Here is a 17,414-nt window from a genome sequence, read left to right as displayed (position 1 = left end):
CCGGTAGGCGCTTACGCCCCCGCAAGGACCTTCGACGCCCACTCACCCAGGGCGGGGCGGTCAATCTTCGAATTGTGGCGAATATCGGTCGGATGCTCGTGCACCACCAGCACCGCGGCAAGCTCCACGCCGGTATCCTCGGCAACCTTCTGACGCACCAGCTGCGACAGCTCGAAGGGAGCCACACCCTCGGCAATGGGGAAGCGGCCAACGCCGGGAACGCGGTCGAGCAGGGCGCGCTTGAACGCGGAGGCGGACTGGCGCGCCTCCAGGGCGGCGGTATTCGCGGAAGCCTCAATGACCAGCACCGGGGCGGCGGTACCAGCGGGACCCACCGCGACCAGGGCGGCGCGGCGCACCTCCGGCAGCGACTCGGCGGATTGCTCGGCAGCCACCGGGGTCAGCACGCCCTGGGAGGTCAGCAGCACGTGGGCGAGGCGACCCTCAACCCACAGGCGACCCGAAGCGTCCAGATGCCCGACGTCACCGGTATGATGCCAACCCGGAGTGCTAATGGACTGCTCCTCGGTGACCCACAGGGTGTCGTAGCGGTCCTTCACGTGCGGTGCCGACACCAGAATCTCACCGGTCACACCCGGCTCATGGGTCAGCTCATCCGCCACCGAACCGTCCTGCAACAGCGGCGCAATGGCCACCGCCGCGCCGTACACCGCAAAACCAACGCACACGCCGTCGCGGGCGAACGGGTCAAGCACCTCACCGTCGGCGTTCGGGGTGCCCTCGGCAATCGCCTGGCGAATCATCTCGAAGGACACATCGGTCACCGGCAGACCCTCGGTCATGCCGTAGGGGGTGTGCAGGGAAGCGTTCGGCACCAGGGCGGAGAGCGCCTCCAACAGGGGCACGGGAATCGGCGCGCCAGCGCTCAGCACGGTCTGAACCTTAGCCAACGCCGCACGCTGCTCGCCGCTCAGCTCGTCGGCGGTCGCCACTACGTTCACCAGGGCGGCGGGGGACGCAAACACGACCGAGGCATCGATAGCCGCCGCAGCCGACGCCAAAGCAGATGCCGTCAGAGTCTTCGGGCGGGTCACATCCATCGTCGGGGTCACGCTGGTAGCACCCAGCGCCGGACCCAACAGAGCAAACGGCGCAAAACCGGCAACCAGACCGCTACCGGGCGCGAAGCCGTAGGTGTTCGCGATGGCATCGCGCATACCCGCCAGCTGACGCTGCGTGTACACCACGCCCTTCGCCGGGCCGGTCGAACCGGAGGTGTACAGCACCGCCGCGTCGGCATCCGGCACGGGGGAGGGGAACTCCACCACGGTCGGGGTGGGCACAGGCGCACCCGGAGTACCATCGGCGGCGGGCGCGGTAAACACCGAACCGGCAACGCCCAGCAGCTTCTCCTGCATCGAACCCAGCGGCTCCACAGAAATACGCACACCCGGCCACAGCAGGGTACGGGCGGCACTCAGAGCGGCAGGAATACCCACCAGGAAGCTCGGGTTAGCGCCCTTCAACGCGCGAGTCAGACCCGGCAGACCCAGACCGGTATCAGCCACCACAATGACCGCGCCGAGCTTCATGCAGGCGTAAATCAGAGTGGTCAGGCGGGCACCCGGAGGCACCATCAAGTTCACGCGGTCACCCGGACGCACACCCAGGGCGTGCAGGCGGGTCGCGGCGGCGTTGACCTGCTGGTTCAGCTCAGCCCAGGTCAGGGTCACGGATACGGAGGTGCCGTCACCCTTGGGATCCATGTCCACCACAGCGGTGGAGGTGTCGTTGGCGCGTTCGGTGAGGGCGGCGAGCATGGGGCGGAACGCTGCGGGAATGGTGCCCTCAGCGGCGGTGCCCTCAGCGCCCTCAGCGGCAGCACCCTCGCCGGTAGTAAGACCGTGGCGGCGCGCGCGGGCGGCACGATGCTCTGCCTCCGCATTACGCGCCGGAACCAGAACACCGTCCTCCAGCGTGCCGAAGGTCTGCGCAAGCCACGAAATCATGGGGGTGGCAATGTCGTAATCCTCAATGACCAGGTGCGAGGCCTTCTCGTAGCGGTGCACCTTCGCCTGCGGCATACGCTCCATCAGGTCGAACAGGTAGCGGCGCTGGAACACCGGATCCTTCGTACCCCACTGGAAGAACGCGGGCACATCCAGGTCACGAATCTGCTCGGCAATACGCTGCATCGGCGTATAGGAAGGAATATCGCTGCCGGTGGGAATATCGCCCACAAAATTGCGTACGCCCTCGCGCCACGCCGAATGGGCGTACGGCGCACGGTAGGTGCGGTAAATCGCCTCGTTCAGCGGGCTCGGGTACAGGCGCTTGGGCTGCTTGCCCACCGGCTGCGGCAGGGCACCATCAAGTGCGCCGGCACCGGCAGAACCCGGCGCAGGCAGGCGACCCTCATTCTGAGCCAGGCCCAGGGTCACATCAATAAACGCGGTCGAATCATGCGTACCCCACTCGTGCACACCCAACGCCAGGCGCAGGGCGGCAGGGATATTCTCAATGCCATCATGGTAGACCGCGGTGTTCGTCAGCATCACGCCCGAAAGAATCTCACGATGCTCCAGCGCCCAACCGAAGGACACCAACCCACCCCAGTCGTGGGCGAGGGTCACGACCGGTTTGTCGGTCTTATCCAGACCCAGCGCCTTCGTGAAATCACCCAGGTCAGCGATACGGTCCTCCAGACTGCGGCGCTCACCCTCAAGGTCAAGATGGGTGCGCTCCGAATAACCCATATCAATCTGATCAACCGCAACCACACGCCACGGGGCGCGCTCATTCACACCCGCATCCAGCACGGTACGCCACAGGTACGACCAGGTCGGGTTACCGTGCACGCACAGAATCGTGCCAATCGGCTCCAAACCCTGCTCGACCAGCACCGGAAGGTTATCCAGGTAGTGCCAGCGGCGCGCGCCAGCCTGCTGCGCCCGCTGCTCAATGGGGGCGGTGGTGGGCACCTCCAGAAGGTGGGAGTAGCGCGGGTTCACGCCCGCCCATTCCTCCGGGTTATACGGGGGCTGAGCCTTAGGGAAGTTCAAATGGCGCATGCTGGGGGAATCCTTCCGGATCGAATCGGTGAATGTCTACCGCACAAAAGCTAAAGATTGCCGGCTAAGGGCTGCCGGCTAACGGGCTACCACTGAATCTCAAGCAGGGCAGTGTTCAGGCCAGAACCCACACCCATGCACAGAATACGGTCGCCGCTCTCATAGGTCGGCGCGCACTCGGCGAGAGTCATCGGCAGAGCCGCCGCAGCCACATTGCCCCACTTCGGGAAGGTCATGGGGATGCGCTCACGCTCAATACCGACCGCCTCAATAATGGCGTTCGTGTGGGCGTTAGAAATCTGGTGGGTCACGTAGGAGGTCATGTCGTTCCACTCCCAGCCGTCCTGATGAGCCTGCTCCCACGCCTGCGCCACCAGCTCCAGGCCGTGCTTCAGCAGACCCTCAGCGTCAGTGTTCATGCCCTGGTCAGCCTCGCCACCGATGCACAGGTTGCGGTGCTCAGTACCCGCGCGGGACACCGAACCGACGATGCGGTGACCCTCCGGGTGACGGTCAGCGCGACCAATCACAGCCGCCGCCGCACCCGAACCGAGAGTCAGGGTCGCAAACTGAGCCAGCACATCCTCGCGGGTCGAATCGGGGTTGTTCAGGATGCGCACCGCGGTACGGTGCCACGGGGAGGGGTCCTCACCAGCGACGATGAGGGCGTAGTCGATAGCGCCCGCATCAATCATGGTGGAGGCGACGGTCATCGCGTTCACGAAGCCCAGGCAGGCGTTCGTAATATCAAAGTTCAGGGCATGACGCGGCAACTCCAGGCGGTCATGCACACCCACCGAAACGGCGGGCTCAAAGTTATCGCGAGTCACCGAAGCATTAATCAGCAGACCAATCTGGGAGCGGTCAATACCCGCCTGCTCGATAGCCTTCTCAGCTGCGGCAACCACGCCGTCCTCAAAGGTCTGACCCTCAGCCCAACCGCGGCGAGTGCTAATACCGGCAAGACGCTCCAGCAGGCCCTTCGGCATGCGCAGACGCTTATAGGTTTGGGCCAGCTGCTCATCGAAGTAGTCGCTCGTGACGACCTCCGGAGGCAGCTCGTGGGTAATGGACAGCAGAGCTGCATTAGCGTGGCGAATGTCAGAGTTCGTGCCGACCTTATCGGCGGGTGCATTCAACAATGGTGTGGCCCTTGAAAATAGAAGTCAGTGGGATACATAGAAAAACCGCGGGGATGCGAATAGCGGCCCCGCAGAATTCGTGATGCTCATTCCAATCTACCGCACCGGTCGGGCGAACCCGTATCTGTAGACCCAATATGAACGCCCCCGTTCACCCCGCGCGTAAGATGATGCACAATGAAGAACTTTGAACCCTCTTCACCTCGTGCACGTTCACGCCGCCCGCTCGCCGCACCGCGTACACTAGAGGGATGCCGCCACGCACCACAGAACGTGCCCGGCACACACCAGTTCTTCTGCAGAAAGGCCCCTTGTGCACCTGATGTCGCTGACCCTGCGCGGGTTCAAGTCTTTCGCCTCCGCAACCACTTTTGAGTTCACCCCCGGCATTAACGCGGTGGTCGGACCCAACGGCTCCGGCAAGTCCAATGTGTTGGATGCGCTCGCCTGGGTTATGGGTGAGCAGGGCGCTAAGAGCCTGCGCGGCGGCAGCATGAAGGACGTTATCTTCGCGGGCTCCGGCGAAGCGGGTTCGGGCGACGGCGCCCAGCGTGCGCCCCTGGGCCGCGCCAAAGTCACCCTGACTTTCGATAATTCTGACGGCACCCTCAGCATTCCCGCTGATCGGGTACAGATTTCGCGCACCATGTTCCGCTCCGGCGGCAGCGAGTACGAGATTAACGGCTCCCCGGCGCGCCTCGCCGATATTCAGGACCTGCTCTCGGAGGCGGGCCTGGGTCAGCAGATGCACGTGCTCGTCGGCCAGGGTCAGCTGGATGCGGTCCTGCACGCCACCGCGCAGCAGCGCCGCGACATGATTGAGCAGGCGGCGGGCGTGGTCAAGTACCGCCGCCGCCAGGAGAAGACCAGCCGCAAGCTCGAGTCTGTGGCATCGAACGTTACGCGCCTGAGCGACCTGGTTGCCGAGCTGGATTCGCAGCTGCAGCCGCTGAGCGAGCAGGCAGAATCCGCCGCGACCGCGCGCCAGCTGCAGGCGCGTATCCGCCAGCTGGAAGCGGTACTTTTGGCTCGTCAGCTGGGCGTTCTGCAGGCTGAGCAGGCGCAGGCGCTCGCCTCCGAGGCGGAGGGTACCCGCCGTGCCGAAACCCTGAAAGAACAGCTGGAGGCGGCACGTGCGGCATCCGCTAAGCATCAGCAGGAGCAGAACCGCCTGAACGCCGAGGTCACCGCCTGCCAGAAGGCTGTGTCGACCCTTCGCGAGTCCGCCGCGCGCGTGCGCACCGTGCAGTCCATCGCCGCCGAGCGTGTGCGCACCTACCGTGTGGAACTGACCGAGGCGACCGCCGCCGCCCGCGCCGGATATGAGCGCGCCCTGGAGCTGCTGGAGGAGCGCCGCGAAGAGGCGGAGCGCGCCGTGGAAAGCTACGCCAGCTTTGAGGAGCGCTACGATGCGGCGCTGAAGAACGTTGAGAAGGCGGCAGGCGAGGTCGCGCAGACTGAGTGTGCCTCGGGTGAGGCGGCGCAGTCTCGTGCCCGCGCGCAGGCCCGGCTGGATGCCGCCCGCGCCGCGGCGGTGGAGGCGACTCGCGCCTACGCGGCGGCGGCTGAGCGTGCCGCAACCCTGCGTGAGGCGCTGGGCCAGAGCCTGGGTGAGGTGCCCGCCGAGACCGGCACTGAATCTGCCGAGGCGGTTTTCGACCCCGAAACCGGCGAGCTCGTGGAGACCCCCACCGAAGCTGAGGGCGCGAGCCTGTTGCGCGTGCTGGATGCCGTGCAGATTGACCCCGAGTACGCCCGCGCGGCGTCTGCTGCGCTGACCTCGTTGGCTACCGCGGCGTTGAGCGTGCCGGTTGAGGGTACCGAGGTGTCGCAGCTGCGCGGTGAAATGCGTGGTGATGCCGGCGAATCTGCCGCGGATCTGCCCGAATCTGCACTGCCTGAAACCACCCTGCCCGAATCCTGCGCCACCGAACTGCGCGAGCTGGGTATCCGCCCCGCAACCGAGATCATTGAACCGCTCAGCGAGGATGCCGCCGCGCTCGCCGGCATTGACGAGCACGCCCTGGCGCGCGTCACCGCGGCGCTGGGTGAGCGTCTGGCGGGCGTGCTGTTCGCGCCGGATACCGCCTCCACTGAGGCAGCCCTGCGCCTGCTCACCGACCACAACACCGCAGGTCAGCGCACTATCTGGCGTATTTTTGACCCCGCGGGCATCGAGCATACCCGCTACAGCCTGCTCTACCCGGCTGAGGGCGCCAGCCCCCTGGAACTTGCTGCAGCCTACCGTGCCGCATCCCAGGTCGTGACCCGCACCCGCGCCGAACTGGACGAAGCCGAGCAGGCGGTTCAGCAGGCGCAAACCGGGGCAGAATCAGCGGTTGAAGCCGAACGCGAGGCAGCGAAGGCGGCGGGTGTGGCGAGCGCCGAGCATGCCCGCGCCCGCGCCCAGGCGGAGTCCCTGGAGGCATCCGCGCAGAACATCCAGGCTGAGCGCGCCCGCCTGAACGAGCGCCTCGCCGCCGCGGAGGAATCCGTGGCGCAGGCGCGCACCGCCTACGAGTCGGCACGCACCCGCGAGGACGCCTACCTGGCGGGCACGGGGGAGCAGGCACCGGCGGCAAAGATTGAGCGCCGCGCCCAGCGTCTGGGCGAGGTTCTTGCCGAGCAGGTGAGCGAGCGCGAACAGCAGCTGCACGAGCTGAGCACCGCCCTGAAGAACGCCCAGGAGGGCCTGACCAGCACGAACGATGAGGTGCAGGACCTGCAGGCGGCACACGCGGCGGCACTGACCCTGCTGGCACGCACCCAGACGGAGGCGGCGCGCGTGCAGGAGCGCGTGCAGGCGCTGGCGGAGCGTGCCCGCCTGGTAACCGGTTTGACCCTGGAGCAGCTGGAGGAGGAGTACTCCGAGCAGCTGCCGGTTGATGTGCCCGCTGAGGAGGCTTCCGAAAACACTGCCACCGAGAATGCGGCATCCGAAAACTCCGCGCCCGAAACCGCGCCGGAGCCGGTATCAGAGACTGCCGAAGCCTCCACCGAGAGCGTCCGCGCTCGCCTCAAGGCGACCCGCGCCGAACTGGATGCCCTGGGCGCCATTAACCCGCTGGCGTTGGAGGAGTACGAGGCGCTGTCCGAACGCCATGCCTACCTGAACCAGCAGATTGAGGATTTGAAGGCGACCCGCCGCGACCTGAACACGGTCATGGACGAGGTCAGCAGCCACATTGCGGAGGTGTTCACCGCCGCAATGGAGGACATCAACACCCACTACCGCCGCATCTTTGAGACCCTGTTCCCGGGAGGCGAGGGCCACCTGGAGCTGGATGACCCGTCCGATCTGCTGAACTCGGGTGTGGAGATTCACGCGCGCCCGGCGGGTAAGAAGGTCAAGCGCCTGTCGCTGCTGTCCGGCGGTGAGCGTTCGCTTGCCTCGCTGGCGCTGTTGATCGCGATTTATATGTCTCGCCCGTCGCCGTTCTACGCCCTGGATGAGGTTGAGGCGGCGCTGGATGACCGCAACCTTTCGCGTCTGTTGCAGGTGATTGGTGAGTTGGGGGAGCGTTCGCAGCTGATTGTGGTGACGCATCAGAAGCGCACGATGCAGATTGCGGAGACCCTGTACGGGGTGTCGATGCGCGGTGGTGTGTCGACGGTGCTTTCTCAGCAGATGGAGGAGCTGCGCGAGCTGCTCTAGCCCGCCGCGCTCGCATCCTGGCACTGCCGCGCTCATGTGCCCCGCCTCGCCGCGCCTTCACAGCATCTAACCTTCCTAAGCGAGCCACCCACACCCGCGAGCGCCCGCTTCCCGGCGAACGTCACATGTCCTAGGAATGGTCATGCGCACCTCAAGGTATTGTTCACTGCCCGCGCCCGGGTACTATAGGGGGATATGCGTGAACACTGCCCGCCCTATTCGCGGTTGGCGTGGTGTTTCGTTGTGATCAGGCCTGATGCCCCGCCCTACCCGCGGCGCGTCCGGCGGCAACCATCCAGGGAAGGAATAGTGATGAGCGAGAACCTGGCAGAAGCTTTCCTCAACGGTGAGTCGTTGAAGAATGCCCCCGGCCCCTATTTTGGTGAGTACGGCGGGCGGTGGATGCCCGAGTCGCTGATTGCCGCCATGGATGAGCTGGAGGCGACCTTCAACGAGGCGAAGAACGACCCCGAGTTCATTGCCGAGTTCCAGCGTCTGTCTGCTGAGTATTCGAACCGTCCGTCGCTGCTGACTGAGGTTCCGAAGTTCTCTGAGCACGCTGGTGCGCGTGTGTTCCTCAAGCGTGAGGATTTGAACCACACCGGTAGCCACAAGATTAATAACGTGATTGGTCAGGCTCTGCTGGCTAAGCGCATGGGTAAGACCCGTCTGATTGCTGAGACCGGTGCGGGTCAGCACGGTGTTGCGACTGCGACCGCTGCGGCTCTGTTTGGCATGGAGTGCGTGGTCTACATGGGCGAGGAAGACACCGAGCGTCAGTCGCTGAACGTGGCTCGTATGCAGCTGCTGGGCGCGAAGGTGATTGCGGTTCAGAACGGTTCCCGCACCCTGAAGGACGCCATTAACGAGGCGCTGCGCGACTGGGTTGCGAACGTTGAGAATACCCACTACCTGCTGGGTACTGCGGCTGGTGCGCACCCGTTCCCGGCGATGGTGCGTTTCTTCCACGACGCTATCGGTGCGGAGGCGCGCGAGCAGATTCTGGCTGAGACCGGCCGCCTGCCCGATGGTATTGCTGCCTGCGTGGGTGGCGGTTCGAACGCGATTGGTCTGTTCCACGCGTTCTTGGACGATTCTTCGGTTGAGATTTACGGTTTTGAGGCTGGCGGCGACGGCGTGGAGACCGGCCGTCACGCGGCAACCATTACTCTGGGCCGCCCGGGCATGCTGCACGGCGCGATGACCTACCTGATGCAGGATGAGGACGGCCAGACCATTGAGTCCCACTCGATTTCGGCTGGCCTGGACTACCCTGGCGTGGGTCCGGAGCACTCGTACCTCTCCGATATTGGTCGCGTGACCTACGAGCCGGTGACCGATACCGAGGCGATGGACGCGCTGAGCCTGCTCTGCCGCACCGAGGGCATTATCCCTGCGATTGAGTCCTCGCACGCCCTTGCCGGTGCGCTGCGCGTGTGCCAGCGTTGGGCTGCTGAGGATCCGGAGGCGGCACGCGAGAAGACCATGATTGTGTGCCTTTCGGGTCGTGGCGATAAGGACATGGAGACCGCGCTGAAGTGGTTCGGCCTGGGTAAGGCGATTCCGTCCTCGACCCTGATGACCGGTAATAAGGAAGCTGCCGCATCCGCTGCGCAGAACGCACAGGCTGAAAGTGAGGCTAAGTAATGAGCTACCAGGACGCTATTTCTCAGGCGGCACCGTTTGAGGTGCTGGATGGCACTTTCCCGGTTGCTAACCCCGATTCGCCCCTGGCGGCTCGTCTGGCTGAGTGCGAGAAGCAGGGCCGTGCGGCGCTGATTGGCTACCTGCCGGTGGGCTTCCCGACCCTGGACGAGTCGATTGACGCGGCGATTGCTCTGGGCAATAACGGCGCGGACATTATTGAGCTGGGCGTGCCTTATTCTGATCCGGTCATGGATGGCCCGGTGATTCAGAAGGCGACCGGCGTGGCGCTGGAGAACGGCTTCAAGTTGCCCCAGCTGTTTGAGGCGGTCCGCCGCATTACCGAGGCGACCGACGCTGTGGTCGTGGTGATGACTTACTGGAACCCGGTTCTGGCGTACGGTGTGAAGAACTTTGCGCGTGACCTGGCGGCTGCCGGCGGTGCGGGCATGATTACCCCGGACCTGGTGCCCGATGAAGCATCGGCGTGGTTTGAGGCTTCCGACGAGTACGGTCTGGATCGTATTTTCCTTGCCGCGCTGTCTTCTTCGCCGGAGCGTTTGGCGACTATTGCGAAGGCGTCGAGTGGCTTCGTGTACGCCGTGTCGGTGATGGGCGTGACCGGTGCTCGCACCTCCGTGTCGGAGGCGGCTCGCACCCTGGTTGCGGACATTAAGGCTGCCGGTTCCGCTCGTGCGTGCGTGGGTCTGGGCGTTTCGACTCGTGCCCACGTTGAGGAGATTGGCGAGTACGCGGATGGCGTGATTGTTGGTACTGCGCTGGTGAAGGCTTTGGCTTCTGGCGGTGTTGAGGCGGTGGCTAAGCTGACCCGTGAGCTGGCGGGGCGTGAAGGCTAATGTCTGATGTGCTGTCGCTGGCGAGCGTGCCGGTAGCTAACGCGCTGGCTTCGATTCCGTCTCCGAGCGTTTCGTACCTGCAGCTAGGCCCGTTCCGTGTGCATTTCTATGCTCTGTGTATTCTTGCGGGTATGGCGGTGTGCTTGTGGTTGGGTTCTCGCCGTTGGAAGGCGGCGGGTGGTACCCCTGAGCGCGTTTTTGACGTGGCGATGTGGGCTATCCCGGCGGGCATTGTTGGTGCCCGCGCCTACCACGTGCTGATTACTGACCCGGGTAGCTATTTCGGTCCGAATGTTGCTGATCCGTGGGCTTTCCTGAAGATTTGGGAGGGCGGCATCGGCATTATGGGTGCCGTGTCGGTTGGTGCGTTGGGTGCCTGGTATGGTTGCCGCCGCTACGGCATGAATTTCCCGGCATTCGCGGATGCGGTAGCGCCCGGTATTCTGCTGGCTCAGGCGTTTGGCCGCTGGGGTAACTGGTTCAACCAGGAGCTGTTCGGCAAGCCGACGACTCTGCCGTGGGGCTTGGAGATTAGCGCGTCGAGCGGTAATTTCCCGTCGCAGTATCCGGCGGGTACGCTGTTCCATCCGACGTTCCTGTACGAGTCGCTGTGGAACCTGCTGGGTGTGGTGTTGCTGCTGTGGCTGGGCCGTAAGGGCGTGCTGAAGCTGGGTCAGACCCTGTGGCTGTACGTGTTCTACTACGGTGTGGGTCGCCTCTTCATTGAGATGTTCTTGCGTATTGATACCTCGGAGATGCTCTGGGGCGTTCGTATTCACGTGTGGACTGCTCTGCTGCTGGTTCTGCTGGGTGCCGCTGGTTTTGTGGTGGCTGGTCGTCGTGCGGCGGCGAAGGCTGCTGCGGGTATTGAACCGGCTCCTGCGGAGTTCGCTCCGAAGACTGCCGCAGATGAGAAGGCAGAGGACGCTGAGGATAAGGCATCCGAGAAGGCTGAATCTTCTGAAGACTCTGATTCTTCCGAAGACTCTGATTCTTCCGAAGCTGAGTCTTCAACTAAGAGCTCCTAGCTCAACTTCAATTTCATAGCTAAATTTCATAGAAAACCGCCGGATGGGGGAGCGCCCCGTCCGGCGGTTTTTTGTGTCCGCTATTTGTGCTCGCTGTCTGCTTCTTGCCGGTGGGTGTTCTTATGCTGGCGTGTGCTGGCGCCCTGTACGGATTTGGGCCGCTGAGAAGGCATAATAGAGATACTGCGTGTGGCGGGTGCCCATGAGGAATACGAAGCTCTGTGGAGTATGAGGCTCTTCGAGCGATGGTGCCTGCCGCGTCTGCGTTTAGAAACACCCACTCAACGTACAGGATTTTTATCGTGAGCTCTTCTTCTGGCGATTCTTCGCGCCCCGTTTCTTCTTCTTCTTCTTCTTCTTCCCGTCCCGGTCTGTCCCGTCGCCGCCTGGTGGCTGGTGCCGCGTGGGCTGCCCCGGTTGTGGTGGCGTCTTCGGTGATTCCCGCGTATGCGGCTTCTAATGAGGAAGGCGAGTGCACCGGTCCCTTCGAGGATTCGACAACGATTACCGCCGGTGACGGTGTGAAGAAGGTTGCCGTGCTGACGGTTCCTCCGGGTGCTAAGCGTATGCGTTTTGTGGCTGTGGGCGGCGCTGGCGGCACGAACTACACTGTGGCTGATGCCGGTTCCGGCGCCATGGTTGAGGGCTCTATGGCTGTGCGCGGCGGCCAGGTGATTACCCTGACTGCCGGTTCGGGCGGTATCGGTAATGGTGAGCTGAAGCCCGCTGAGGGTGGCGACGGCTACGGCGTGGGTGGTTCTTCGAAGGCTTCTTCGCCGGTTCCCGCGAACGTTGTTTCTGCGATCAATAACCTGACCCGCATTTCGGGCGGTGTGACCGGTCGCGGCGGCATGAGCGCTGTGCTGTATTCGGCGTCCGGCGGTGGCTCGTCCGCTATTGAGGTGGACGGCGTGCCGATGATTGTTGCCGGTGGCGGCGGCGGTGCCGGTGTGCTGGCGTCGTACGCTACGGTTCTGCCGAACCCCGCGAATGCGGGTGCTGTGCGTCCGACGGCGCACTATTCGCTGGATAGCTCCGGTGGTGAGCACCAGTTCAGCACCGGTGGCGGTGCCGGTTCGGGTGACGGCGACGGTTCGCCCGGTTTTGTTGGTTTCACCTCGTACGAGGCGCAGTCTAATCCGATTCTGACGGTGAACCCGGGTTCGGGTGCGGCCGGCGGCGTGGGTGGTGCTGGCGGCGAGAAGCTGAACCCGCCGACCGCCGATGGTCCGGTGATTGGTTTTTCGAGCACCTCCACTCAGAAGCTGGTGAGCACTGCGACTGCCGGTGCGGCGGGTGCGAGCGGTTTCCGTGCGAAGGGCGCCGACGGTGTGGCGAGCTATTCGTACCAGTGGGATCAGACTCCGGAGGGTGTCGACAACCGCCCGTCGAACGCTGGCGAGCTGTTTAACGGCTACCAGTCGGTGGTTTCTGGAGGCGGTGGCGCCGGTTATGGCGGCGGCGGCTCGGGCGCTGCGTTGAGCGTTTCAGCTCGTGTGGTGTCGCAGAAGTGGAATAATGATGCGGCTCGTGCCCGCTACGCGGTGGGTTCGGTGCAGCTGGCTGGCGGTGGCGCTGGCGGCGGTACGTTCATGGATACTACGGTGCGTGTGACGGATCTGGGCTGGGCATTGAACGCTCCGAATGGTCCGGGTGAGCGCGGTGCCGGCTATATTGAGGTTGCTTTCTGCTTCTAGGCTATTTCTGGCCTGCCGGTGGAATTTGCCGTGAATTGTATAGGTGCAGATTGAACCCTTTCTTTAGGGTGGTATGCGCCTCAAACTTAATATTTAAATTTTTTCTGAATGCCTCCCAAGCTACTGGTTTGGGAGGCATTCTCATCTTCTGTGTCGCTTCGTCATAGCGTCATTTCAACCTTTGGCGGTTTAGCGCATTGGTCGGAATAGACCTTATCGAAAGCTCATCCTCGCTCGCGTGCCGACCCCTAAATAACCCCTCTGTCATATTCGGGGATAGTCCTTTAGATTGGCGGCTCATCATTTTACGGTGGAAATGTAAAGAATACGCGCGCCCGCCCCGCTAGGTTGCAAAGCGCAAATTGCAGATTGCGGCTTGAGCGCGGCAACCAATGACTAAGGAGTTTTAGGTCATGTGCAAGGAAACCATGAAGGCTGTTGTTGTTCCTGAGAAGGTTGACGGTTCGGTTGTTGTCCGTGAGGTTCCCGTTCCGGCTGTTGGTCACGGTCAGGCGCTCGTGAAGATTGAGTACTCGGGTGTGTGCCACACTGACCTGCACGTGGCTTCCGGTGACTTCGGTGAGGTTCCGGGTCGTATTCTGGGCCACGAGGGCATCGGTCGTGTCGTCAAGGTTGGCGAGGGTGTTGAGTCGCTGAAGGAAGGCGACCGCGTGTCGGTGGCGTGGTTCTTCGAGGGCTGCGGTCACTGTGAGTACTGCACCTCGGGTCGTGAGACCCTGTGCCGTTCGGTGAAGAACGCAGGCTACTCGGTTGACGGCGGCATGAGCGAGTACACCCTGGTGACCGCTGATTACGCTGTGAAGGTTCCGGAGGGTCTGGACCCGGCACAGGCTAGCTCGATTACCTGCGCCGGTGTGACCACCTACAAGGCAATCAAGGAGTCGCTGGTTCGCCCGGGTCAGTGGCTGGTTGCGTACGGTGCTGGCGGTCTGGGTAACCTGGCTGTTCAGTACGCTAAGAAGGTTTTCGGCGCCAAGGTTATTGCTGTTGACATCAACGACGACAAGCTGGCTCTGGCTCGTGAGACCGGCGCTGACCACGTCATCAACGGCCGTGAGGTTGAGGATGTTCCGGCTCGTATTCGCGAGCTGACCGGCGGCGGCGCTCACGCTGCCGTGGTGACCGCAGTGTCGAAGGTTGCGTTCAACCAGGCTGTTGAGTCGGTACGCGCCGGCGGTTCCGTGGTGGCTGTTGGTCTGCCCTCGGAGATGATGGAGCTGTCCATTGTGAAGATTATTCTGGACGGCATCCGCGTGGTGGGCTCCCTGGTGGGTACCCGCCAGGACCTGGCGGAGGCATTCCAGTTCGGTGCTGACGGCATCGTGGTTCCGGTGGTTCAGCTGCGTGAGGTTGACGAGGCACCGGCTGTCTTCGAGGAAATGGCGGCAGGTAAGATTACCGGCCGTATGGTTCTGGACTTCGCTAGCCTCTAAGCTGGCGGATGGGTCGAGGCGCCCGGCGGGTCTTCAAGGTCTCACTCGGCTGAGGTCCTGCCGGTAGCTTCGATGGTTATAGCGCCTAAGGCGCATCCCGTGTGGCGGGGGAGTAGGGGTACTCTTTCTGCTGTGCATACGACGCGGGGTGCGCCTTAGTGTTTTTAATGCGGCGTTGTAGAGTTGCCGGGTTTTTGAGAGCCGTTATCGTAAGGAGCTGAAAACCTCTGTGAGTGCAATACACCTAAACGTAATATACGCGGGAATTTATTTTGAAATATCCGGTGGATTATCTCAAAAACTACACTAAACTAATTCAATACTGCGCTATGTTTGACATCTACATATCTCAAAATGCATTTTTTTGACACAAACATTCAACCACTGATTGAATTGTAATATTTCCGGAAAAGATGAGTTTCGCGGCCTCCTGCACCTACCCTAGATGTAACGGGATATGACGCGTGAAGGTTTCGGCCCTCCTAGATATCGATTCCTTCTTACGGAACGCCATACCCGGGTGAATTTCAGCATCTTCGTACCGTGCCGTTATTCACCGTTGAGTCCTTACTTCCGGTCAGGCGCCCCTCTAGACACCTTCGGGGTGAGGTCTCACCAACGATTAGTGTGGGCCCCACGGACATAGTCAATGGGGATTATGTCCGCCACACTAATCCGGGGCTTTTAGGACATTGCATGACTTCGTGGCGACTCTTACCGCCACGGCTAAATTTACCTGCCGGCACGGGTAACATAGCCGGGTTCTCTACTCACTCGGTAACCCACCCGCTGCAGAACGCATCTTAATTTTTGTGTTGTTCAGAAGATGCGCCCTGTAGCAAAAGAACGAGGGGCACCTCTGCCAGGTGCCCCTCGTTTTTGTATGCGCGTTTTACTGTTTAGTAGATGCCGCGCTATGAGTAGATTCCACGCTGCGCGGTCCATCGGATCGTGCCGCGCTCAAAGTCCATGTAGTACACGCCGTTCACGTAGGACTCGTCGCCGCGTGCCGCACCGTAGCGGGCGGTGTTCTTCTCCCAGTGCTTGAAGATTGCGCCGTTACCGTTGGTCTCGTACGCACCGTACGCATCCGACCAGAGCAGTACCTTGCCGGAGGCAAACTGAACCTGCGCACCCGTGGAGGTGACCGTTTCGTCGGTTACCGGTGCACCCCAGGTGCTACGGTGCTGTAGGAAGCGGTGGTAGAACGCGCCGCCGGTGTGCAGGCGGTGGGTGCCGGTCTGTGCGGACCACACGTAGGTGGTGCTGCCGGTGAATTCCTGCTTGATGATGCCGTTGCCCAGGTTCTGCTCGTCGGTGGTGGGTGCACCCTTCATGCCAGCTGCGCGCCAGGTCGCGTAGATTGCGCCGCGCTCGTTGATGATGTGGGTGCCGTACGCGTTGGACCAGTAGCCACCCTCACCGTTGGCGAAGGAGACCGCGATGGTGTCGGAGCGGGTTTCTTCGTTGGTGGTCAGACCGCGGAATCGTGCAATATCAGAGCGGAACTTGTGGTCCAGGCCGCCGTTGGTGACCAGCCAGTGCGAGCCGTGGGAGTTCGTCCAGTAGATGGTCTTGCCGTTGGTGAACTTCTGCGCGTACACACCGTTGCCGAGGTAGTATTCGGTGCCAATCGGGTCGCCGTAGAAGGAACGGTTCTTGTTCCAGAAGTTACCGATGCCGGTGCGAATATCAATGGAGCCGGTCGCGGTGGTCACCACGTTCGGGTCCTGGACGGCGCGGTCTTCTACTGCACGGTCCTCAACTGCGCGATCCTGGCCGTTCGACCAGTTGCGGTGCACAGCCTTGGGGTTCTTCGCCAGAACCTTCAGATCGTTCACGGTGCCGGGGAAGAAGTTCGAGTCACCCACGAACGGGCCCGAGTCGGTGAACTGCCAAATGTCGTAGCCGCTCCAACCTGCAGGGATAGCACCGACCACGGTGGAGTAGCTCGCCAGGTGCAGCGGCAGGGTGCCGAACTGCTGCGAACCCACGCAGTGTGACCACCAGGAGGTCGCGGTGTACACCATGGGGTCGCGTCCGGTCAGCGAACGGTAGGTGTCCACGAAATCGCGGGTCCAGGCGGTCAGCTGCGCCGGGGTCATGTTGTAGCAGGTGTTGCCGTAGGCGGGGTAGGGGTTGAACTCGATGTCCAGCAGGCCGGGCAGGGTCTGGCCGTCGGCGGTCCACGCGCCGCCGTTCTGCACGAAGTAGCGTGCCTGATCGGCACCCGAGGAGGTGCGGGGGTTCGCGAAGTGGTAAGCGCCGCGCACCATGCCGGACTCTGCGGAGCCGTTGTACTGCTGACCGAAGTAGGGGTTGGTGTAGTAGCCGCCCTCGGTTGCCTTCACGTAGGCGAAGCGGGAACCTGCGGCGTAGGCGCTCGCCCAGTCAACGTTCTGCTGGTGTGAGGAGACGTCCATGCCGAGGGTGCCGCCGGAGGGGGTCCACGCGGAGCGGCCCTGCGCCAGTGCTTGACCGGGTGCCAGCGCCTGAGTAGCCGTCACCCCCTGCGCTGAGCTGTGGGGTGCGGCAATACCGCTCAGGGTCGCGGTGGAGGCGGGGGAGGTTGCGCCGGTGCGTGCGTTGGCGGTGCCCAGGCGCTCACGCTCACCCGCACCCATGGCGGGGTTGGAGCGTTCGACGAGGGATGCATCCGGGGCAGGGGCGTAGGTGAGCTCCTCGTAGGATGCGTTGGCGTTCACCTCTGCCGCTGCGCTCGCGCTGGGAGCTGCAAAGGCTGCGGGAACGGAGGTGAGAGAGGCGGCGACCAGGGAGAGTGCACCTGCGGACGCCATGATGGAGCGGGCTGCCGCAGAGCGCGCGGCAGTCTGGAGTTTCTTCATAGATCTTGCCTGTGTTTGAGAGGTGGATGTGTCGATGCGGCCCTGTGTGGGGGCGTTTG

9 protein-coding genes are annotated in these 17,414 nt (G+C 62.9%); 6 read left to right on the top strand and 3 right to left on the bottom strand.

All coding sequences use genetic code 11. From position 1 onward, the window contains the following. Window positions 1-11 precede the first annotated feature (11 nt). Window positions 12-3,032 carry an alpha/beta fold hydrolase gene (locus RWL87_RS06445; RefSeq protein WP_313969298.1) on the bottom strand — a complete coding sequence of 1,007 codons (3,021 nt, stop codon included), beginning with the start codon at window positions 3,030-3,032 and terminating at the stop codon, window positions 12-14. A gap of 86 nt (window positions 3,033-3,118) precedes the next feature. Further along, on the bottom strand, window positions 3,119-4,174 hold the full coding sequence (locus tag RWL87_RS06440) for a 3-oxoacyl-ACP synthase III (protein ID WP_313969297.1): 1,056 nt from the start codon (window positions 4,172-4,174) through the stop codon (window positions 3,119-3,121). Between the two features lie 322 nt (window positions 4,175-4,496). On the opposite strand from RWL87_RS06440, the gene RWL87_RS06435 reads away from it, so the two are divergent. The 6 genes from RWL87_RS06435 to adhP all read left to right on the top strand — a co-directional run bounded on the left by RWL87_RS06435 (window position 4,497) and on the right by adhP (window position 14,509). Next, window positions 4,497-7,829 carry an AAA family ATPase gene (locus tag RWL87_RS06435; RefSeq protein ID WP_313969333.1) on the top strand — a complete coding sequence of 1,111 codons (3,333 nt, stop codon included), beginning with the start codon at window positions 4,497-4,499 and terminating at the stop codon, window positions 7,827-7,829. Between the two features lie 312 nt (window positions 7,830-8,141). Next, entirely contained in the window at window positions 8,142-9,476 is a 1,335-nt protein-coding gene (gene trpB, locus RWL87_RS06430) for a tryptophan synthase subunit beta (protein WP_313969296.1), read from the top strand. Then, window positions 9,476-10,330 carry a tryptophan synthase subunit alpha gene (gene trpA / locus RWL87_RS06425; protein ID WP_313969295.1) on the top strand — a complete coding sequence of 285 codons (855 nt, stop codon included), beginning with the start codon at window positions 9,476-9,478 and terminating at the stop codon, window positions 10,328-10,330. The genes trpB and trpA overlap by 1 nt, the downstream gene beginning before the upstream one ends. Then, the gene (gene lgt / locus RWL87_RS06420; protein ID WP_313969294.1) at window positions 10,330-11,358 is read left to right on the top strand and encodes a prolipoprotein diacylglyceryl transferase; all 1,029 of its coding nucleotides are present in this window, start codon (window positions 10,330-10,332) and stop codon (window positions 11,356-11,358) included. Before trpA ends, lgt begins: the two co-directional genes overlap by 1 nt. Before the next feature lie 302 nt (window positions 11,359-11,660). Further along, complete coding sequence (locus RWL87_RS06415) at window positions 11,661-13,055, top strand: phosphoenolpyruvate synthase (RefSeq protein ID WP_313969293.1); 1,395 nt, start codon at window positions 11,661-11,663, stop codon at window positions 13,053-13,055. Window positions 13,056-13,468: 413 nt separating this feature from the next. Beyond that, a complete protein-coding gene (adhP, locus tag RWL87_RS06410; protein ID WP_012903352.1) occupies window positions 13,469-14,509 on the top strand; it encodes an alcohol dehydrogenase AdhP in 1,041 nt (346 codons plus the stop codon). A gap of 914 nt (window positions 14,510-15,423) precedes the next feature. On the opposite strand, the gene RWL87_RS06405 is transcribed toward adhP, so the two are convergent. Next, entirely contained in the window at window positions 15,424-17,355 is a 1,932-nt protein-coding gene (locus tag RWL87_RS06405; protein WP_313969292.1) for a GH25 family lysozyme, read from the bottom strand. Window positions 17,356-17,414: the final 59 nt, after the last annotated feature.

The organism is uncultured Rothia sp., assembly GCF_963555405.1.
In the GTDB taxonomy this organism is placed as follows: domain Bacteria; phylum Actinomycetota; class Actinomycetes; order Actinomycetales; family Micrococcaceae; genus Rothia.
Note: the sequence above shows the minus strand (reverse complement) of the source record. Positions and strands in the feature narration are given on the sequence as shown.